This window comes from Streptomyces sp. AM 2-1-1, assembly GCF_029167645.1.
Classification (GTDB): domain Bacteria; phylum Actinomycetota; class Actinomycetes; order Streptomycetales; family Streptomycetaceae; genus Streptomyces.
Genome location: NZ_CP119147.1, coordinates 6555872 through 6575773, shown reverse-complemented (window position 1 = coordinate 6575773; position 19902 = coordinate 6555872). Strand labels below are relative to the sequence as shown.

Sequence of the window (19902 nt, the reverse complement as noted above, 5' to 3'; positions counted from 1 at the left end):
CCCGGAAGGGATTGACGCCGTGTTCGGCAACTATCTGATCGGCCTGCGCGAGGGCCTGGAGGCGAGCCTGGTCGTCTGCATCCTGGTCGCCTACCTGGTCAAGTCCGGGAACAAGGACAAGCTCGGGCCGCTGTGGCTGGGAGTCGGCCTGGCGGTCGCCCTGTCCCTCGGATTCGGTGCCGTCCTCCAGTTCGGCTCCTCCACCCTGACCTTCCAGGCCCAGGAACTGCTGGGCGGCAGCCTGTCGATCGTCTCGGTGGGCCTGGTGACGTGGATGGTCTTCTGGATGAAGCGCACCGCGCGCCACATGAAGACCGAACTCCACGGCCGCCTCGACGCCGCCCTCGCCATGGGCACGGGCGCCCTGGTCCTCACCGCGTTCCTGGCCGTCGGCCGCGAGGGTCTGGAGACCTCGCTGTTCATCTGGACGGCGGTCCAGGCCACCGGCGACGGTGTCCGTCCCCTGGTCGGCGCGGCGCTCGGACTGCTCACCGCCGTGGTACTGGGCTGGCTGTTCTACCGCGGCGCCCTGAGCATCAACCTGTCGAGGTTCTTCACCTGGACCGGCGCGATGCTGGTCGTGGTCGCGGCGGGCGTCCTCGCCTACGGCTTCCACGACCTCCAGGAGGGTGACTTCCTGCCCGGCCTGCACACCCTGGCGTTCGACGTCAGTTCGGCCGTCCCCGCCGACAGCTGGTACGGCACCCTCCTCAAGGGTGTGTTCAACTTCCAGCCCGACCCGACGGTCCTCCAGAGTGCCGCGTGGGCGTTCTACGTCGTCCCGGTCATGGCGCTCTTCCTCGCACCTCCCCGCCGCCCGGCTCCCGCGACCACGGTCGGGACCACCTGATCGCAGGCATTGGCGTACATCCGCCGGGGCACCAGCACCGCCAGCGGGGTCTCACCGTCCTGTGGGGTGCGGACGGTGAGCCCCCGCATGGCGTGGCGCGGCCGGCGGTCCGGGCGGCCCATCGGTTCCGGGGGCACCGAGGCGGCCGTCGGCTCCCCCACGTCGGCCGGACGCCGTGCGCGGGTCTCGTCGGTCGCGGAGTCCACGAGGTGACCGCAGCGAGGGAATCGATCTCTCGGCCGTGACGTGGGGGATGCGGCGGAACCGTCCATGGCCTCTTGGTGAACCGAGCGAACCGCCAGGCACGACCTGCTCGCCGACCGCAGGTCACGCCGGACACGGCACCCGCTCCCCGACCGCCCGGCTCACGCCCCGCACTCACACGGGGTTCACTGCGGGAACGTACCTCGCGAGGGGGAGGGCTGCGCGTGGTCGGCCTGCTGAGAACGCGCGGCGCGGAGGGCGTTGTTGTACGCACGGCGCAGATGCTTGGCCACCGGACACGGTGCCGCGTCCGCCGCGCACTGACGGCAGGTCCGGCGATGCTCCTCGTACGGGTCTCGTGCCTCGCCGGGGGACGGCTGGGTCGGGTCGTTCGATCGCATGGTGGCTCCTGGCGGGCGGGATGCCGCTCCGGGTCTCGGACGGACGAGCATCGGGTGGGGGATGCGGGAGGAGGGCTCGGCGCCGGAGGTCGTCCGGGACCGCGCCTGCCATGATCATCTTACTGCTCCGGGCAGCCGCCCAACAGTCTCCGGACCGCTGCCCGCGGGACCTCGGCCCCGCTCCCGAGTACCCCGGCCGGTGACGGGCAACCCCTCCCTCAGAAGGCGTACCGGACGCGCATCCAGGGTGCGCGTTCCGCCAGCAGTTCCTGGACGCGGATCAGCGCCTGCCGTTTGATCTCCCGCTCGTAACGGACGTTGAGGGCGCCGTTCTGCGAGCGCTTGGTCTCCTGGGCCCCGGGTTGCCAGAGCACGTCCTCGGCCCGGGGGTGCCAGCCGAGATTCACCTCGTGGAGGGACTGGTTGTGGGTCAGCATGATGATCTCGGCGGCCGCCTGCTCCTTCACGCGGGCCGGCAGCACGTCGTCGAGGTGGGCGAAGAGGTCGGCCCAGTCACGCTGCCATCCCGGGCGCAGCACGACGGGTGAGAGGTTGAAGTGGACCTCGTATCCGGCGTCGAGGAAGTCGGCGGCCGCGGCGATCCGCTCGGCGACGGGGCTGGTGCGGATGTCCAGCAGCCGTGCGTCGTCGGGCGGCATGACGGAGAAGCGCACCCGGGTCCGGCCCTGCGGATCGAGCGCGAGCAGGTCGGGGTTGACGAACTTCGTGGCGAAGGAGGCTTTCGCCGTCGGCAGACTACGGAACGCGGCGATCAGGTCCGCCGTGTTGTCGCAGATCAGGGCGTCCACGGAACAGTCGCCGTTCTCGCCGATGTCGTAGACCCACGCGCGGGGATCACACTGGTTGGGTTCCGTCTTGGGGCCTTGGGCGCGTACGTGGCGCCGCACGTGGGCCACGATCGCCTCGATGTTGGTGAAGAGCGTGATGGGGTTGGCGAAGCCCTTGCGCCGGGGGACGTAGCAGTAGACGCAGGCCATCGCACAGCCGTTGGAGGGCCCGGGCGCGATCCAGTCGGCCGACCTGCCGTTGGGGCGCGTGGCGAGCTGGTGCTTGACCCCGAGGACGAGCGTCTCGGTCTTGACACGTACCCAGCGGGCGATGTTGCCGTCGTTGCCGTGGAGGGAGGGGATGCGCCAGTGACTGTCCACCTGCGTCACACGCACCCCCGGCAGCCGGGCCATGATCTGCCGGCCGCGCGGGGAGTCGAGGGCGGCCGGCTCGGCGTAGACCTCCCGGACGTCGAGCATCCGGCGCGCCGGCGCGCTGTCGCGGAACGGCTGGGGCACGGTGGACGCCGGTGCGGTGTCGTCCCAGGCGAAGAGCGCCTGCTGCTCGGGTTCCGCCGGGGCGGGGTGTCCCGGGCCGGGCTTCCCTGGCTCGGGTTCCGCCGGTCCGGGCTCCGCCGACCGCTGGTCCACGTGCTGCTCCTTCTCGCGTGCGTGCGGCCGCGGCCGCGGGGTCCGGCGCCGGTGTGGCCTCAGTCCCGGCGGCGGCTCTCCTGCTCCAGCAGTTCGTCCAGATCGGTGAGCCGGTCCAGCCCCCGTACCGCCTGGCTCATCCGCGCGTTGTGCTCGAACCGGTCGCGGTGGCGGTGCAGCAGGTTCCAGTATCCGGCGGTGAAGGGGCAGGCGTCCTCGCCGACGCGCACGGACGGCTTGTAGCGGCAGGGACCGCAGAGGTCGCTCATGCGATCGATGTAGGCGCCTCCGGAGGTGTAGGGCTTCGTGGTCATGCGCCCACCGTCCGCGTACTGCGACATGCCCACCACGTTCGGGACCATGACCCAGTCGTAACCGTCCACGAAGCTGCGGTGGAACCAGTCGGTGACGGCACCGGGGTCCCATCCCCGTTGCAGGGCGAGGCTCCCCAGGATCATCAGGCGCGGGATGTGGTGGGTCCAGCCGGTCTCCCTGACCTGGTCCAGGACGTGGGTGACGCAGTTCGCGTCCGTCCCCTCCGGGGACAGCTCGGTGAACCAGTCGGGGAGCGGGCCCCGGTGGCGCAGCGTGTTGTTCTTCCGGTACTCCGGTCCGAAGTACCAGTAGACCTGCCAGACGAACTCGCGCCACCCCGCGATCTGCCGGACGAAGCCCTCCGCGCTGTTGAGCGGTACGTCGCCGGAGCGCCACCGTGCCTCCGCGCGTTCGACGCACTCCGCCGGATCGAGCAGGCCCAGGTTGAGCGACGACGAGAGCAGGCTGTGGCTCATCGTCGCGTCGTCGGCGAGGATCGCGTCCTCGTACGCGCCGAAGGTGGCGAGACGGTGGTCGACGAAGCGCCGGAGGGCCGCGAGCGCCTCGCGGCGGGTGGCGGGGAACCGGCGGGGCGCGTCCTCGCCGACGAAGTCGACGTCCCCCTCGCGCACCCAGCGGTCCAGGTCCGCGCGCACCTCGGCGTCGATGTCGCTCTCGTGCGGCCGGTAGGGCGCCGGGACCCCGAGCTCACTCGCGCCGCGCGGCGGCGGCTGCCGGTTGTCGTGGTCGAGGTTCCACCGGCCGCCGGCCGGCTGGTCGCCCGCCATCAGCAGGTCGTGCGTGGCGCGCACCCAGCGGTAGAAGTCCTCCTGGCGCAGGTGCTTCGTGCCCCGGCCGTCCGCCCACGTCCTGAACTCGTCGTGTGCCACGAGGAATCCGCGGGCCGGCAGCACCCGGACCGAGGGCAGTCGGTCCACGAAGGCGCGAGCGGCGTGGGAAGTGGGGTGGCACACCGTCAGGGGACGGTCGCCCATCGCCTCCCGCACCCCCTGGCGGTAGGTGTCCGCCTTGACGTAGCGGACCCGGTCCCCGAGTTCGGCGGCCCGGTGGCGCATCGCCGACAGGATCAGATGGGCCTTGGCCCGGTGGAAGCGCCTGCGCCGGAAGACGCTCCTGGCCTCGATCATCAGCAACGGCGCGGCGTGGTGCGGTCCGCCGCGCGCCGGATCGGTGAAGTGCGGGCCGAGCTGGTCGCCGAAGAGCCAGTGGGTGGTGACGGCCTCGTCCACAGTCATGCCGAGCACTCCATCGGTGGTTCGTCGCCCTGCTTCCGTCCACCGATCAAAGCGCACGAGGACGTGGGCGGGGTCCCGCACACGCCGGGCGGGCCCGCCGGAGACGGCGGTGAGACATGCGCGAGCGGTCGTGCAGCCGCGCCGGCCGGCACCCGTGGCGTGCAGGTGGCCGAGCAGTTCGGCGGGGGCCGGGTGGGGAACTCCTGCACGGGAGCGCCGCGTACCGGCGCGACCCGGTGTCGGGCCGGCCGGTACGCGGCGGGTGTGCCGCGGGGCCCCGCTCGTCAGGACTGCTTGGCCCAGTCGAGGGTGAAGCCGGTGAACACGATTCCACCGGTCGCGCCGATCTCGTACAGGTCTCCGATCGCTCCGTTCCCGAGGACGGCCGCCGTCGAATATCCCGCGGCACCCGACTTGATCAGGACCTGGTGCCGCCAGCTCGCGCCGTCGTCCTCGCTGACCCGCACGGTCAGTTCGTTGCGGCCGCTGCTGGAGGCGTTGCCGCTGTACAGCGCGGTGTCGGTGGTGATCGGGCGCCCGCCGGAGTCCACGTCGGTGGGCGAGAGGTAGGAGATCTCGTCGGCATTGCATCCCGGGTCGATCATTCCGGAGTTCCACGCCGTACCGAAGGGGCTCGCCACGTCCGGGGCGCCGGCGTCGCTCGCCGTCGCGTACCAGCGGTTGCCTCCGCCGTTGGACCGCATGTTCTGCACCACCTTGCCGGAGCCTCGCTGGAGGACCTTGCTCTCGTTCACTCCGGTGGCGGCCGGGGCGCCGGTCTTCCAGGTGGCGCCGTGGTCGTCGGAGTAGATGTCCGCCGCGTGGTCGACGCCGTTCTCGCGGTAGACGATCGGCTGGACGAGACGGCCGCTCGCCAGCTGGACACCGTGCCCCGAAGAGGCGAAGATTCCGGCCCAACCGACCTTTTTTACCTGCGGGTTGAGGTCGACCGGGGCGGACCAGGTGACTCCGTCGTCGGTCGAGGAGATGACCCGGATGTGCATCGCGGTGGGGTCGGTGGCGGAGTTGGATCCCGGGGCGGAGCCGTAGTAGCCGATGCCGGGCGCCGGGGAGTAGTTGAGGAAGGCGTGGATCGTGCCGCGGGCGCCGGCCGAGCGGTCGACCAGAAGGCTCACGTCGCCGTAGCCCTCGGTGGTGGTACCGGCGTGCTGGACGATCTCGGCCGGGGACCAGGTGGCGCCGCCGTCGGTGCTGCGGCGCATCGCGACCTGGATGTCGTTGCTGCCGCCGCCCAGGTCGGCCGCGCTGGAGACCCTGGCGTCCGCCATGGCCACGATCGTGCCGGTGTTCGACACGGCCATCGCCGGAATGCGGACCGATGCCACGGTACGGGAACGCTCCTGGTACGTGCCGTCCGTCTGGCGGGTGTTGACCCCGGCGACGGCATCGGTGGTGGAGAAGAGGGTCTGACTGTTCATCCCCGGGGTTCCGGTGGCCAGGCCGCAGGTCGCCCGGCCGCTCTCGGTCCGGGTGAAGCCGGGCGCCGTGGTCGTGATGGCGTAGGCCGTGCCGTTCGCCACGGTCCAGTACATCGAGGCGTCCGAGGCGTTGGCGGCGACCGTCCTCGTCCACGTCGTCGCGGAGAGGCCGGGCCACCGGACGGTGAAGGTGCGCGCGGTCGCCGAGCGGTTGACCAGGGTCAGCCCCAGCCGGTGGGTCGCGGGAAGCGTTCCGTCCGCGTTGCGCGGACACTCCATGGCGATCTGGGCGCCCAGCGCGGCGCCGCAGTCGAGCGTGCCGTTCAGGGTGGTGTTGAGCCCCTGGGGGGTGGTGACGGCGATGGAGTACACCGTCTTGTCGGCCTTGGTGAAGAAGAGGGTGGTCCGGTCCCCCGCGCTCACGGTGCGCGTGTAGGTACCGACGCCGGCCCAGGTCGCGGTGAAGGTCGTCGCCGCCGCCGACTCGTTGAGCAGGGTGACCCTGATCCGGCTGCTGGTGCAGTCCTGGTCGGCCACCGCCGCCTGCCCGCTCACGGCCGCCGAGGCCGGGAGGGGGACGAGCAGCACCGTGGTGACCGCGGTGAGGAGGGCCAGCAGGGCGAGCGCACCTCGGCGCAGCGCCGAGGTCGACGTGGATCGCGCCGAGCGTGACGTGGATTGTGCTGGGACGGCAAACACGTGGTCCGCAACTCCTGCCTGGAGATTCCATCCGGCAACATCTGACCTATGACAACAGACATCAGACGTCTTGTGTTTGATGACCGTAGGAGTGCGGGCCCGTCACGTCAATGGATTCCACCGTTCTGCCGCGTGTGGGTTTCGGTGGATGAACTCCCGCCCTCGGAGGCCGACTTGGCGGCCCCAGGGATCGCGGTCGGCGGGGGCCGTGTACGCGCGCCGCCCCCGGACACCGCCCCGGCGCCGTCAGGGGGCGGAGTGGTGGCCGGGGGCGGGAATCCTCGACGTGCCGGCCCGGGCGGGGCGTGCGGCGGTCAGCCCAGCAGGCCGGCGCGCTCCAGGTGGGCGGCGATGGTGGCGCGCTCCGTCGCGTCGAGGCGGCGCATCGGCGGGCTCACGACGTTGGTGGCGATGACGCCCTGGAGTTCGAGCGCGGTCTTGAACGCGCCCAGCCCGGCCGCCGTCGCCGAAGCGGTGGCCGGATCGGCCGCCTTGACGATGTCGAAGAGCGCCACGAGCCGGTCCTGCTCCTTCTTGGCGGCGGCCCAGTCGCCGCGCACCGCGGCCTCGTGCAGCCGCACGTAGCCGTGCGGGTCGACATTGCCGAGGCCGGGCACCGAACCGTGGGCCCCGCAGAGCATCATGGCGTCCACGACCAGCTCGTGGCCGGTCAGCATGGCGAAGCCGGGCACCCCTCGCGTCGCGTTCGCCAGGACGCGGAAGGAGCCGTCGTCCCCGCTGGAGTCCTTCACGCCCGCGATCACACCGTCGGCCGCCAGCGGCTGGAGCAGCTCCGGGGTCAGCTTGGTGTGGACGCAGACCGGTACGTCGTAAGCCAGCAGCGGAAGGTCCACGGCCCCGGCGATCTCCCGGAAGTGACGGTCGATCTCGGTGGGGTGCGTACGGGTGTAGAACGGCGCGGTCACCACGACGGCGTCGGCGCCGAGGGCGGCGACGGCACGGGCCCGCTCGATCGCGCGGTTGGTGGTGGTCTCGATGGCGCCGACGATCACGGGCACCTGGCCCGCGGCCGTGGCCGTGATCACCCGGGTGACCTCGTCCTGCTGGGCAGGCGTCAGGTAGGCGGTCTCTCCGGAGCTGCCGAGCGCGAACAGTCCGCTGACACCGGCCCGGAGCAGGTGGCCGACGAGCCCTTCGAGGGAGATCCGGTCGATCGTGCCGTCCGCGGTGAGCGGGGTGACGACGGGCGGGACGACTCCGGCGTACGGGGGGGTGGACGTGCTCATGCGGTGCTCCTTGCAGGCGTCCGCGGGGTGGTTCCCCCGTCGGACGGTCGGGCGGGCTGGGGGTGGAAGCAGTGCCAGCGGTGCGTACCGGCCGCCGGGGAGGGGTCGGGGAAGACCGAGGCACATTCCTCGTCGGCCTTCCAGCAGCGGGTCCGGAACGGGCAGCCGGTCGGCGGGTTGGTGGCCGAGGGCACCGGGCCGGTCAGGACGATGCGCTCGGTGTTCTCCAGGAGGCTGGGAGTCGCGGAGAGCAGCGCCTCGGTGTACGGGTGCCGGGGGGAGCCCGCGACGTCCTCGGCCCGGCCCTCCTCCACGATGCGGCCCAGGTAGAGGACGGCGATGCGGTCGGCGAGGTAGCGCACCGTCTGGATGTCGTGGGAGATGAACACCATGCCGAGGCCGAGGCGTTCGCGCAGGTCGACGAGGAGGTTGAGGACCTGGGCGCGCACCGAGACGTCGAGCGCCGAGGTGGGTTCGTCGGCGACGATGAGTTCGGGTTCCAGGGCCAGGGCGCGCGCGATGGCGACACGCTGGCGCTGACCGCCCGACAACTGGCCGGGCAGCGCGGCGAGTGTGTGTCCGGGAAGTCCGACGAGGTCGAGGAGTTCCTCCACCCGTGCCTCGCGCTGTGCCCGGGTGCCGCGCCGGTGCACGTCCAGCGGGTCGCGCAGGATCTGCCGGACGGTGAGGCGCGGGTTGAGGGCCGTGGACGGGTCCTGGAAGACGACGCCGACCGAGGAGCCGAACCGGTCGCGCCGTTCGGCCGCCGGGATCCCCCAGAGGTCGCGCTCGTGGAAGAGGACCTCGCCCTCGGTGGGCTTCTGCAGCCCCGTCAGCACCCGGGCGAGGGTGGACTTGCCGCAGCCGGACTCCCCCACCAGGCCGAGGATCTCTCCGCGGGCCACCTCGACGGAGACGTCGGTGAGGGCGTGTACGGCGTCCTTGCCGAAGAGGCCCCCGCTGCGTGCCTTGTGGCGTACGTGGACGCCGTCGAGCCTGATCACAGGGCGCTTCCTTCCAGTTCTGCGGCGCGCGCCGGGTGGTAGCACGCGAAGCCGTGGTCCTCCGTGGTGCCGCGCGCGGTGAGCGCGGGCGGCGTGGTCCGGCAGAGGTCGGTCGCCGCGGTGCAGCGTCCGGCGAAGCGGCAGCCGGACCCGAATCCCTGGGGGGCGGGGACGACACCGCGGATCTGGTGGAGGCGGTCCGCGCCGGCTTCCAGGGAGGCGACGGAGCCGAGCAGGCCGCGGCTGTAGTGGTGGGCGGGGTCGGTCAGCACCGCCCGGGTGCCGCCGATCTCGGCCAGGCGGCCGGCGTACATGACGGCGACCCGGTGCGCGAGGTCACCTACCAGCGCGAGGTCGTGCGAGACCAGCACCATGGCGAAGCCCAGTTCGTCCCGGAGCCGGATGAGCAGCTCCACGACCTGCGCCTGGACGGTCACGTCGAGAGCCGTGGTCGGTTCGTCGGCGATGAGGAGGCGGGGGTTGCGGGACAGCGCCATGGCGATGAGGACGCGCTGGCGCTGGCCGCCGGAGAGCTCGTGCGGGTAGCTGCGCAGGGTGCGTCCGGGGGCGAGGCCGACCAGTTCGAGGAGTTCGGCGGGGGTCCTGGTGCCGCCGCGCGAGGTGAGCTGCTTGAGCTGGGTGCCGACGAGGACGGACGGGTTGAGGGAGGAGAGCGCGTCCTGGTAGACCATCGCGATCTCGGGTCCCATCAGCGCCCGGCGCTCCTTCGGGGGGAGCTTCAGCAGGTCGCGGCCCCGGTAGATGATCTCGCCGTCCACCCGTGCGTTGCGCGCGAGCAGTCCCATGACGGCGAGACTGGTGATGGACTTGCCGCAACCGGATTCGCCGACCAGTCCGAGGGTCTCGCCTTCGTGCACGGTGAAGTTCAGCCCGTCGACGACCGGGATGTCGCCGTACCGGTCGGGGAAGCGGATGGCCAGGTCGCGCACGACGAGGAGTTCGGCGGCGTCCTCCCGCACCGGGGTGACGGAGGGCCCGGCGGACCCGATGTGCCGGGCGAGCCGGGCGAGCGCGGCGTCGATGTCGACGGTGGAGGAGGCCTCCACGGGGTCGGGCTTGACGGCCTTCTGGGGATCGGCGCCGCCGGTGCGACCGCTCTTCGGCGCCGCGGAGGCGTCGGTGAGCCCTTCGGAGAGGACGTTGAGGGCCAGGACGGTGATCAGGAGTGCGAGGCCGGGGAAGAAGGTGGCCCACCAGCCCCCGGCCAGGAGGATCTGCCGGCCGTAGGCGAGCACGCTGCCCCAACTGGGGTCGGGGTCCTGGACGCCCGCTCCGATGAAGGAGAGGGACGCCTCGAAGATGATCGCTTCGGCGACCATGACGGTGGCGAACACCATGACGGGCGCCATGCAGTTGACGGCGACGTGCCGGAGCACGATGTGGGGCCGCCGCGCTCCCAGGACCTTCTCGGCCGCCACGTAGTCCTCGCCGTACTGCGCCAGGACGTTGGCGCGTACGACACGGGCCAGTGAAGGGCTGTAGACGAAGGCGACGGTGAAGATGATGACCGGGAGGCTCGTCCCGAAGACGGCGACCAGTACGGCGGCGAGCGCGATCGGCGGGAACGACATCACCACGTCGAGGGTGCGCATGACGGTCTCGTCACCCAGCTTGCGCGAGGTCGCCGCGAGGGCACCGAGGATCGACCCGGCCAGCAGCGCGAGGGCGGTCGCTCCGAAACCGATGACCAGCGAGTAGCGCGCGCCGTTGACCACGCGGGCGAACACGTCGCGCCCGGCGCGGTCGGTGCCGAACCAGTGCGCACCGCTGGGGGCTTGCACGGGAATACCGGTGGTGAGCGGGTCCTGCGTGAGGACGGGGGCGAGCACGGCACCGAGCACGACCACGACGAGCACGGCGAGGGCGATCCGGGAGGTGACCGGAAGGGCGCGGAAGGCGATGTGGGGTCGGGAGAGCTTCTTGGCCAGACGGCCCGTGTCGAACATGTCAGACCGTCCTGATGCGCGGATTGACCAGCAGGTAGAGCAGGTCGACGATGATGTTGACCACCAGGAAGGCGATGGCGATGGTCAGTACGGTGCCCTGGACCAGCGCGACGTCGCCGCCGGTGACACCTTCGAGGATGAGTTTGCCCATGCCGGGGAGGTCGAAGATCGCTTCGATGACGACGGCTCCGCTGAGCAGGTAGCCGACCTTCACCCCGAGCACGGTCAGCGGGGTGACGAGCGCGTTGCGCAGGACCGAGCGGACGACCAGGAAGACCGGGAGCCCGTTGCCTCGCGCGGTACGGACGTAGTCACGGTCGAGTTCGGCGACCATGGAGGTGCGTATGAGGCGGGCGAGCGACGCGGCGACCGGGACGGCGAGCGACACGGCGGGCAGGACCATGCACCGGAGCCAGCCGCTGAACGAGTCGGCGGGGTTGGTGTAGCCGCCGGTCGGGAAGAGGGGGCTGTTCAGCGCGAACTGCTGGATGAGCAGTACGCCGAGCCAGAACGAGGGGACCGCCACGCCGGCCATGGAGACGAGCCGGAAGAGCTGGTCGGGCCACCGGTCGCGGTACATCGCACCGGCGACTCCGCCCACCGTCGCCAGCACCACGGCCAGGGCCAGGCCGAGGAACGTCAGTTGCAGGGTGAGGGGGAAGGCCTCGGTGATCCGGTCGATCACGGGCCGGCTGGGCGGGACGGTCGACCCGAGGTCCAGGTGGAGGAGCTGGCCCAGGAAGCGGAAGTAGCGTACGGGCAAGGGGTCGTTGAGCCCGTTGGCCTCGGAGAACGCCTCGCGGGCCTCGGGCGTCGCGCTCTCCCCGAGCGCGTTGTACGCGGGGTCGGTCGGCGAGAACTGCAGCACCACGAAGACCAGCAGCGCGATGCCGAGGATCATCACCGGCATCATGGCGACGCGGCGCAGCGCAAGCCGGAGAAATGCAACCATCGTCGGTTTCCTTGCGGTTGGGCGGGCAGCGTGTCCGGGCCGGCCGCACGGGCGGCCCGGACACGTGGGGTTCAGGCGCGGCCGACGTCCAGGAACGACAGGCCCGTGGTGGGCAGCGGCGAGAAGCCGGAGAGCCCCTTGTCGTTCCAGGCGGTGGGCAGCTTGCGGTGGAAGATCGGGTAGAGCGCCGCTTCCTCCGCCACCAGGTCGGTGACCTGTCCCCAGAGCTGCTTGCGGGTGCTCTCGTCGGCGGCCTGCGCGGCCTTGTCGAGGAGCTGCTTGACCTGCTTGTAGGCGGCCGACTTGGCCCAGCCGTACCGGTTCTCGGGCCAGAAGCCGTAGTAGAACCAGCGGAGCAGGAGGTCGGCGTCGTTGCCGAAGACGGACGGGTCCCCGGGCGCCACGAGTACCTCGAAGTCACCGCCGTCGATCTTGGCGTACTGCGCCGCGGACTGTGCGATGCCGAGCTTCGCCTCGATACCGGCGGCGGCCCAGCTCTCCTGGATCAGCGGGGCGACGTCCTTGACCCAGCCGGTGTCCGTCAGCAACACGGTGAACTCGAGCTTGCCCACGCCCGCTTCGGCGAGCAGCTTCTTCGCCTTGGCCACGTCGTGGGTGTAGACGGTGGCGGCCTTGTGGTAGTCGGGGTGGGTGGTGGGTACGTAGCCGGTCGCGGCCGTCGCGTTGCCGACCAGCGCGGTCTTGATGATCTTCTCGGTGTCCAGGGCGTAGTGCAGCGCCTGGCGGACCCGCTTGTCGGCGAAGCGCTTGTCGGCGGTGTTGCACATGAGGAAGAGCAGGCCGAAGGATTGCACCGACTCGGTCTTCGCCGAGCCCGCGAGGCCCGCGACGTCGATGTAGGGGACGTCCTCGATGGCCTGGACCCGGCCGGAGCGCATGGCGCTGACCCGGGCGGAGGAGTCCGAGATGAGGCGCCAGATCATCTTCTCGGCCTTGGCCGGGTGAGCACCGTTGTACTGCGCGTACTTGGCGAAGACGATCTTGTCCTCGCGGATCGCCTCGACGAACTTGTACGGCCCCGAGCCGACCGGCTTGGCGTCGAACCCCTTGGCGTCCGCCTCGACGATCTTCTTCGGCACGATCCTGGCGACCGAGATGCGGGAGGGGAAGAGCGTGAAGGCGTACTTCAGCTTGAACTCGACGGTCTTGGCGTCGACGGCCGAGACACCGTCGAGGAACGGCACGAACTGCGCCATCAGCGAGGCGTTGTCGGGGTCGAGGATGCGTTCGAAGCTGAACACCACGTCCTCGGCGGTCACCGCGGAGCCGTCGTGGAAGGTGGCGCCGTCACGCAGGGTGGCCCGGTAGGTGGTGGCGTTGATCTTCTTCGGCATCTCGGTGGCCAGAGCGGGTCTGGCTTCGAGGGTCACCGGATCGAGGTCGACGAGGCCCTCGAAGATGTGCATGTTGGCCGCGTAGGGGGTGGCCCCCGAGGTGGTCATCGGGTCGAACCCGGTCGACAGCGCGTACGACATGCCGGCCTCGATGGTGCCGGTGGTGCCGGTGGCGCCCGACGCGTCGTCACCGGTCGACGAGGGGCCGCCGCAGGCGGCCACGCTCGCCGTGATGGCGGCCGCCGCACTGACGAGTCCGGTGTATCGCAGGAAGGTGCGGCGCTCGACGCCTGTGGGCCTCAGCTCGGGCACGGGTCCTCCAAAGGGGACGTTGAGGGAGAGGAGACGGGGCAAGAGGAGCAGTTCGTCCACGAGGGCCCAGTCCACGATGCGAGGAGACTAGGGCGTAAGACGTCAGATGTCCGATGCCTTGATAGCCTGGGAACGTAGCTTGACAATCGAGAGGGGTCAAGAGGTGGGGAGTCCAGAAATTTCCGGCGCCAGACCGAGTCGCACGCTGTTGCGGCAGGAAGTGGTGGAGGGAATCAAGCGCTACATCCTCGACGAACGGCTGCGCCCCGGTGACCCGCTGCCCACCGAGCCCGCCCTCTGCGAGGCGCTCGGCGCCAGCCGTTCCAGTGTGCGCGAGGCGGTCAAGATCCTGGACGCGCTCGACATCGTCGACGTCCGCCACGGCCACGGCACCTACGTGGGGCGGCTCAGCCTCTCCGCCCTGGTGGAGAGCCTCACGTTCCGGGGTCTCCTCTCCCCCGACGACGACTTCCAGGTGATGGCCGACCTGGTGGACGTGCGTGAGCTGTTCGAACGGGGCATGGCGGACCGGATCGTGGCCTCGCTGACCGGTGAGCAGCTCGACGCCCTGGACGAACTCGTGGCCACCATGCGCGCCACCGGTGCGGGCGACGGCCACGGCTTCGTCGCCGCGGACCGGTCCTTCCACGCGCTCCTGGTCGCCCCGGTGGGCAACGAGCTCATCGGCCAGCTCTCCATGGCGTTCTGGGACGTCTACGTGATCGTCGCCCCGCACCTCGACGGGTTCACGCACGCGGACGAGACTGCGACGATCGCCGCCCACCAGGGCATCGTGGACGCCGCCCGGGCGGGCGACTCGATCGCCTTCCTCCAGGCGATCGAGGACCACTACGCGCCGGTCCGGCGCCGGATCAGGGAGGCGCGGGCGCGCCGGGACGCCTCGGCCTGACCTGCCGCGGTCCGCCGTGCGCCCCCGGTCCGCCGTACGCCCCGGACCGGGAGCGTGCGGCGGACCGCCCCACTCTTGACGGGATCCGTTCCGCTGCCTAAGGTCCCGTTACCCACAGGACATCTGACGTCTTATGCCTTACCTCTCGCTCCCCGAAGGACCTACCATGCCGTCAGTCGACCTCCCCCTGGAACAGTGCGTGACCTACCGCCCCGACCTCCCCGAGCCCGAGGATTTCGACGCCTTCTGGTCCGGCACCCTGGCCGCCCCGCCCGGCGAAGGCGCCTGCGTGCGACCGGTGTTCACGGAGACGGAGACGGGCCTCCCCCAGGTGCGCGTGTACGACGTCAGCGTTCCTGGCCACGCCGGCCGGCCCGTGCGGGGCTGGCTGCGCATGCCCGCGGGGACGGACGGCCCCCTGGGGTGCGTCGTCGAGTTCCTGGGCTACGGCCGAGGGCGCGGGCTGGCGCACGAGAACCTCCTGTGGGCCTGCGCCGGTTACGCGCACCTGGTCATGGACACACGCGGCCAGGGCTGGTCCGCGGCCGTCGGGGCCACCGCCGACACCGACGCCGGCGGGGCGGGGACCACGCCCGGCTTCCTGACGCGCGGCATCGAGAGCCCCGAGACCTACTACTACCGGCGCATCGTCACCGACGCCGTCCGGTGCGTGGAGGCGATGCGCGAGCACCCCGCCGTCGACCCGGCCCGCATCGTGGTGACCGGGGTCAGCCAGGGCGGAGGCCTCGCCCTGGCGGCGTCCGGGCTGGTCCCCTCCCTCGCGGGAGTCATGCCCGACGTGCCCTTCCTCTGCAACTTCCCGCGGGCCGCGCGCATCACCTCCCTGCCGCCCTACACGGAGATCGCCTCCTACCTGCGGCTCCACCGCGACCGGACCGCCCCGGTCTTCCGCACGCTGTCCTACTTCGACGGAGCCCATCACGCCGCGCGGGCGACCGCACCGGCGCTCTTCTCGATCGCGATGATGGACGAGATCTGCCCGCCGTCCACCTGCTTCACCGCCTACAACCGGTACGGCGGTCCCAAGCAGGTGGAGGTGTACGAGTTCAACGGGCACGAGGGCGGTACGACCCACCACCAGCGCCGCCAGCTCACCTGGGTGCGCGAGCTGTTCGCCACCGTGACGCCCGGCTGAGAGAGCCGTCCCGGCTGCGGGCGCACGGCACCGGGCCGTCCGGCGGTCCGTGCCGGGCGTGCGGCACCCGGCGCGGACCGCCGGTCGGCGTCCACCGCCCTCACCAGCCCGGGGAGCCCGCTTCCAGACGGCCGCGCACCCCGTCGAAGTGGACGCGCATGGCCTGTGCGGCGCGGCCACCGTCCCCCGCTTCGAGCGCGTCGACGATCTCGCGGTGCTGTGCGCAGGTGAGGCAGGGGTCCTGGTGGGCGTCGTCCATGTCCTCGCGCACCCTCTCCAGCGCCGCCCAGAACGCGTCGAGCACCTCGCTGAGCAGGTGGCTGTCGAGGGAGGCGTAGAGAGCGAGATGGAAGGCGCGGTCGGTGGAGCGCGCCACGCCGCCGCCACCCGCCTCGTACTCCATCCTGGCGACGAGGCCGCGCAGGGCGGCCAGTTCCTCGGCGGTGATGTCCGCGGCCACTGCGCCGATGAGGCCGGCCTCCAGCGCCTCGCGCACCTTCATCAGCTCCAGCAGCCCCGGCTCGCCCTGCCGTTGCCGTACGACGGCCCGGAACGCCAGCCCGTCGGCGAAGGGTGCGAGGGAGAGCGTGCCGACGAACGTACCGAAGCCGCGCCGGATCTCGACGACGTTCGTGGCCTGGAGTGCCTTGAGCGCCTCCCGCACGGAGACCCGTCCGACGGAGAAGAGCTCCATCAACTCGGTCTCGGTGGGCAGCTGGTCACCCGGGGCGAGCCGGTGTCCGAGGATCAGCTCCTTGATCCTGCGCTCGATGTCCTGGGTCATCGTGGGGCGTGCCACGGCGTTCCTCCTGACGTGGAGCCGGGTACCGGCGCCACCCCGACCCGATGCGAGGTCCTTCCACCGGGGACCCCCGTCGGCGGCCTCCGGTCCGAAGGCTTGCGGCCGGGAACCCCTTGACCGACTGCCGGGCGTCCCGGCTATGGTGAACAGAGACATAGGACATCTTACGTCTGATGTTGCGATCCGATCCCGGTGCGGTCGGCGAACCGGCGTTCCGAACGAGTGGGAGCTCACCACCATGGCCCTGACCACACCCCCTGCGAGAGGTGGCGGTCCGACGGGCACGGGCCGCCCCGCGACCCCGGTCGTCGGTCTCGACCTGGGCGGCACGAAGATCGCGGCAGCGCTCTTCGCGGCCGACGGCACCGTACTGGCCCGGCACACCCGGCCCACTCCCGCCGAGGACGGCGCGTCCGCTGTCCTCGACGCACTCGCCGGCGCGGCGGCCGAGGTGGACCCCGGCGGGCTGGCGACGGTGCTCGGCATCGCGGCCGCCGGGGTCGTCGACCCCCGCAGCGGCACGGTCACCAGCGCCACCGACTCGATCGCCGGGTGGGCGGGCACCCGGCTCGGCCCTGGCCTGGCCGACCGCACGGGTCTGCCGGTGGCCTGCGACAACGACGTGCGCGCCACCGCCGGTCCGGAACTCGCCGCCCTCGGCGACCCACACGGCTCGCTGCTGTTCGCGGCCGTCGGGACCGGCGTGGGCGGGGCGGTGGCCGTCGACGGGCGGATGCTGCAGGGGGCGGGGGGCGTCGCCGGGCACCTGGGTCACATGGCCAGTGCGGACGCCGCCGGGCTGCCCTGCACGTGCGGTGCGGAGGCCACCGGTCACCTGGAGGTCATCGCCTCCGGCCCGGGCATCACCGCCCATTACGAGCGGCTCACCGGCGCCCTGGTGGACCGGTTGGAAACGGTCGCCGCCCGGGCCGCCGGGGGCGACCGGGCCGCCGTGCTCGCCATCACCACCGGCGCGACGGCGCTCGGGCGGGTCCTCGGCGGCCTCGCCAACGCGCTCGGCCCCGACCGGGTCGTCGTGGGCGGTGGGGTTCCCCGGATCGGTCCGGTCTACGGCCGGGCCCTCACCGCCGCCTTCACCGCCGAACTCATGCCGCCCCTGCGCGGCCGGCTCGTGCCCGAGCCCCCGCTCTTCGGCCACGACGCCGCCGTGCTGGGCGCCGCGGCCCTGACCACGTCCCTTCCCCTCCACCACCCGGGAGTCGCCCGATGACCGCACAGCACCTCGCCGCCGTACTCGAAGGCCGTTTGATCGTCTCCTGCCAGGCGCCGCCGGGCGATCCCATGCGGGAGACGTCCGCCCTCGTGCGCCTGGCGCTGGCGGCCGTCGCCGGCGGGGCGTCGGCGATCCGCGCCAACGAGCCCGGGGTCGTCGCCGCGATCGTGGACGCCGTGGACCTGCCGGTCATCGGCCTGTGGAAGGACGGTGACACCGGGGTGTACATCACGCCGACCGTCCACCACGCCCTGGCGCTCGTGGAAGCGGGCGCGGCCGTGGTCGCCGCCGATGCCACCGACCGGCCGCGCCCCGACGGCTCGGCCTTCGCCGAGCTGGTCACCGCCGTGCACGCGGCGGGCGCCCTGGTGATGGCCGACGTCTCCACGCTCGCCGAGGGGGTCGCGGCGGCCGGGGCCGGGGCCGACTTCGTTTCGACGACGCTCTCGGGTTACGTGCCGGGTTCCCCGCAGCAGCCGGGTCCGGACCTCGAACTGGTGGAGGCGCTCGCGGCCGCGGTCGCCGTGCCGGTGGTCGCCGAAGGGCGGCTCCACACGCCGGAGCAGGCCCGCGAGGCTCTCGGCCGGGGCGCCCACAGCGTCGTGGTCGGCACCGCGATCACCGCGCCCACCGCCCTCACGGCACGTTTCGTCGCCGGGCTCGCCCGGCCGTGAGCGCCCGGCTGCGGCCGGGGCGCGGGACGGGGTTCCGGCCCGGTGGGTGACGGCGGCACCGCACGAGAGCTTCACGATGCGGTACCGCCGTCCGGCGGTTGACGGTGGTATCGCATCATTGAGCGCATCGTGCAGAAATCACCCGCCTTCCCCTGGTACCGCGAGGTCGGCGCCGCCCGGTGGAAGTCCTTCCTCGCCGCCTGGACCGGTTACGTCCTCGACGGGTTCGACTTCGTCCTGATCACCCTCGTCCTCACCGAGGTCGCCGACGACTTCCACCTGAGCACGGCGCGGGCGGCCGGTCTGGTCTCCGGGGCCTTCGTCACCCGGTGGCTGGGCGGTGCGGTACTGGGCGCCCTCGGCGACCGGTACGGACGCAGGCTCTCCATGGTGGCCAGCATCCTGCTCTACTCGCTGGGCACGTTCGCGTGCGGCCTCGCCTGGAACTACGAGAGCCTCTTCGCCGCCCGGCTCGCCGTCGGGATGGGCATGGCGGGCGAGTACGGCGCGAGCGCGACGTACGTCCTGGAGAGCTGGCCCGCCCGTCTGCGCGGGCGGGCCAGCGGCTTCCTGATCTCGGGCTTCTCGCTGGGTTCGGTGCTGGCCGCACAGGTCCACGACTGGGTGGTGCCCTCGCTCGGCTGGCGCTGGATGTTCTTCCTGGGCATCGTCCCCATCGTGATCGCACTGTGGATGCGGCGGGCCCTGCCGGAGACCGGGGCGTGGACGGAGGAGGCTGCGGCGCGGGAGGTGCTGCCCGGCCCGCTGCGGCCGCTGGTGCGCACTCCGTGGCTGGCGACGGGCAACACCGCACTCGCCGTGGTGGCCGCGCTCTCGCTCTTCCTGGTCTTCACGCCGGGCGGTGAAGGGCTCGTCGCCCCGCTGTCCGTGGCGGCGGGCCTCTGCCTGCTCGCGTTCGCGGTCCAGATGGGCGGACGACGAAACGGACTCCTGTACGTGTCGATGATCGTGACGCTCTTCTTCGCGTTCCTGTACTCCTGGCCGATTCAGGCCCTGCTTCCGACCTACCTCCGGACCGAGCTGGGGTACAGCGGCGGCCAGGTCACCGGTGTCCTGACCTTCGCCGGCTTCGGCACCATGGCCGGATGCTGTGCGGCCGGCTTCCTCGGTGACCGGATCGGTGTGCGCAAGGCGTACGCGCTGACCCTGCTGGCCTCGCTCGTCCTCGTCGCTCCCGTCTTCGCCGTGCGCGACAACGTGCTCGTGCTCGGCTGCCTGCTCTTCCTGCTGCAGGCCACCAGCTTCGGGATCTCCGGGCTGCTGCCGCGCTACATCGGGGGCCACTTCCCCACCCGCGGCCGGGGGGCGGCGCTCGGCTTCACCTACAACGTCGGAGCGCTGGGCGGGGCCGTGGCCCCGGTGCTGGGGGCGCACCTGGCGTCCGGCATGGATCTGGGGCGCGCGCTGGCCGTGCTCACCTCCGCGGGCACGGTGATCGTGGTGCTCCTGATCGGTTTCGACGTCCCGGCCCGGCTGAACAGGCTGACGGACCCGGCGGCATCAAACGACCACCTGGCGGCTCCACCGAGCCCTGCCGTGACGCCGGCGGATCGGCCCCGCGGCGATTCGCGGATCTCCGTCACCTGACGGGGGCACCGTGCGCCGGGCCGGCCACGGGCAGCCTCCGGGGACGGCTGGACGGAGACGGGCGGACGGAGACGTGTG

Annotated in this window: 16 protein-coding genes; 6 read left to right on the top strand and 10 right to left on the bottom strand. The window is 71.8% G+C overall.

The features are described 5' to 3' along the window. Positions 1-19: 19 nt before the first annotated feature. Positions 20-850 (top strand): iron uptake transporter permease EfeU, encoded by an 831-nt coding sequence (gene efeU / locus PZB77_RS28560; RefSeq protein WP_275495514.1) that lies wholly within the window; start codon positions 20-22, stop codon positions 848-850. Between the two features lie 389 nt (positions 851-1239). Here efeU and PZB77_RS28555 read toward each other — a convergent pair whose 3' ends face one another. The 9 genes from PZB77_RS28555 to PZB77_RS28515 all read right to left on the bottom strand — a co-directional run bounded on the left by PZB77_RS28555 (position 1240) and on the right by PZB77_RS28515 (position 13440). Continuing rightward, positions 1240-1455, bottom strand: a complete 216-nt coding sequence (locus tag PZB77_RS28555) for a hypothetical protein (RefSeq protein WP_275495513.1) — start codon at positions 1453-1455, stop codon at positions 1240-1242. Positions 1456-1673: 218 nt separating this feature from the next. Then, positions 1674-2894 carry a spore photoproduct lyase family protein gene (locus PZB77_RS28550; protein ID WP_343299884.1) on the bottom strand — a complete coding sequence of 407 codons (1221 nt, stop codon included), beginning with the start codon at positions 2892-2894 and terminating at the stop codon, positions 1674-1676. A 59-nt stretch (positions 2895-2953) separates the two neighbouring features. Further along, positions 2954-4465 carry a cryptochrome/photolyase family protein gene (locus PZB77_RS28545; RefSeq protein WP_275495512.1) on the bottom strand — a complete coding sequence of 504 codons (1512 nt, stop codon included), beginning with the start codon at positions 4463-4465 and terminating at the stop codon, positions 2954-2956. Positions 4466-4749: 284 nt separating this feature from the next. Further along, a complete protein-coding gene (locus tag PZB77_RS28540) occupies positions 4750-6603 on the bottom strand; it encodes an exo-alpha-sialidase (RefSeq protein WP_275495511.1) in 1854 nt (617 codons plus the stop codon). 314 nt (positions 6604-6917) lie between these two features. Continuing rightward, entirely contained in the window at positions 6918-7850 is a 933-nt protein-coding gene (locus tag PZB77_RS28535; protein WP_275495510.1) for a dihydrodipicolinate synthase family protein, read from the bottom strand. Further along, positions 7847-8854, bottom strand: a complete 1008-nt coding sequence (locus PZB77_RS28530) for an ABC transporter ATP-binding protein (protein WP_275495509.1) — start codon at positions 8852-8854, stop codon at positions 7847-7849. The genes PZB77_RS28535 and PZB77_RS28530 overlap by 4 nt, the downstream gene beginning before the upstream one ends. Beyond that, positions 8851-10821, bottom strand: a complete 1971-nt coding sequence (locus PZB77_RS28525) for a dipeptide/oligopeptide/nickel ABC transporter permease/ATP-binding protein (protein ID WP_275495508.1) — start codon at positions 10819-10821, stop codon at positions 8851-8853. The genes PZB77_RS28530 and PZB77_RS28525 overlap by 4 nt, the downstream gene beginning before the upstream one ends. A 1-nt stretch (position 10822) precedes the next feature. Further along, positions 10823-11773 (bottom strand): ABC transporter permease, encoded by a 951-nt coding sequence (locus tag PZB77_RS28520; protein ID WP_275495507.1) that lies wholly within the window; start codon positions 11771-11773, stop codon positions 10823-10825. 71 nt (positions 11774-11844) lie between these two features. Continuing rightward, positions 11845-13440 (bottom strand): ABC transporter substrate-binding protein, encoded by a 1596-nt coding sequence (locus PZB77_RS28515; RefSeq protein WP_275496249.1) that lies wholly within the window; start codon positions 13438-13440, stop codon positions 11845-11847. 178 nt (positions 13441-13618) lie between these two features. On the opposite strand from PZB77_RS28515, the gene PZB77_RS28510 reads away from it, so the two are divergent. Continuing rightward, positions 13619-14350 (top strand): FadR/GntR family transcriptional regulator, encoded by a 732-nt coding sequence (locus PZB77_RS28510; RefSeq protein ID WP_275496248.1) that lies wholly within the window; start codon positions 13619-13621, stop codon positions 14348-14350. A gap of 166 nt (positions 14351-14516) precedes the next feature. Then, positions 14517-15506 (top strand): acetylxylan esterase, encoded by a 990-nt coding sequence (locus tag PZB77_RS28505; protein ID WP_275495506.1) that lies wholly within the window; start codon positions 14517-14519, stop codon positions 15504-15506. Positions 15507-15606: 100 nt separating this feature from the next. Here the strand turns inward: PZB77_RS28505 and PZB77_RS28500 are convergent, their stop codons facing one another. Then, positions 15607-16305 (bottom strand): FadR/GntR family transcriptional regulator, encoded by a 699-nt coding sequence (locus tag PZB77_RS28500; RefSeq protein ID WP_275495505.1) that lies wholly within the window; start codon positions 16303-16305, stop codon positions 15607-15609. A gap of 241 nt (positions 16306-16546) precedes the next feature. On the opposite strand from PZB77_RS28500, the gene PZB77_RS28495 reads away from it, so the two are divergent. From PZB77_RS28495 to PZB77_RS28485, 3 genes are all read left to right on the top strand, one after another. Next, complete coding sequence (locus tag PZB77_RS28495; RefSeq protein ID WP_275495504.1) at positions 16547-17539, top strand: ROK family protein; 993 nt, start codon at positions 16547-16549, stop codon at positions 17537-17539. Next, positions 17536-18216 carry a putative N-acetylmannosamine-6-phosphate 2-epimerase gene (locus PZB77_RS28490; RefSeq protein WP_275495503.1) on the top strand — a complete coding sequence of 227 codons (681 nt, stop codon included), beginning with the start codon at positions 17536-17538 and terminating at the stop codon, positions 18214-18216. Before PZB77_RS28495 ends, PZB77_RS28490 begins: the two co-directional genes overlap by 4 nt. Before the next feature lie 129 nt (positions 18217-18345). Then, a complete protein-coding gene (locus PZB77_RS28485; RefSeq protein WP_275495502.1) occupies positions 18346-19824 on the top strand; it encodes a sialate:H+ symport family MFS transporter in 1479 nt (492 codons plus the stop codon). Positions 19825-19902: the final 78 nt, after the last annotated feature.

Coding starts and splice junctions, on each gene's coding strand:
- PZB77_RS28555 (WP_275495513.1), bottom strand. CDS start 1,455: ATGCGATCGAACGACCCGACCCAGCCGTCCCCCGGCGAGGCACGAGAC.
- PZB77_RS28545 (WP_275495512.1), bottom strand. CDS start 4,465: ATGACTGTGGACGAGGCCGTCACCACCCACTGGCTCTTCGGCGACCAG.
- PZB77_RS28535 (WP_275495510.1), bottom strand. CDS start 7,850: ATGAGCACGTCCACCCCCCCGTACGCCGGAGTCGTCCCGCCCGTCGTC.
- PZB77_RS28525 (WP_275495508.1), bottom strand. CDS start 10,821: ATGTTCGACACGGGCCGTCTGGCCAAGAAGCTCTCCCGACCCCACATC.
- PZB77_RS28520 (WP_275495507.1), bottom strand. CDS start 11,773: ATGGTTGCATTTCTCCGGCTTGCGCTGCGCCGCGTCGCCATGATGCCG.
- PZB77_RS28505 (WP_275495506.1), top strand. CDS start 14,517: ATGCCGTCAGTCGACCTCCCCCTGGAACAGTGCGTGACCTACCGCCCC.
- PZB77_RS28495 (WP_275495504.1), top strand. CDS start 16,547: ATGGCCCTGACCACACCCCCTGCGAGAGGTGGCGGTCCGACGGGCACG.
- PZB77_RS28490 (WP_275495503.1), top strand. CDS start 17,536: ATGACCGCACAGCACCTCGCCGCCGTACTCGAAGGCCGTTTGATCGTC.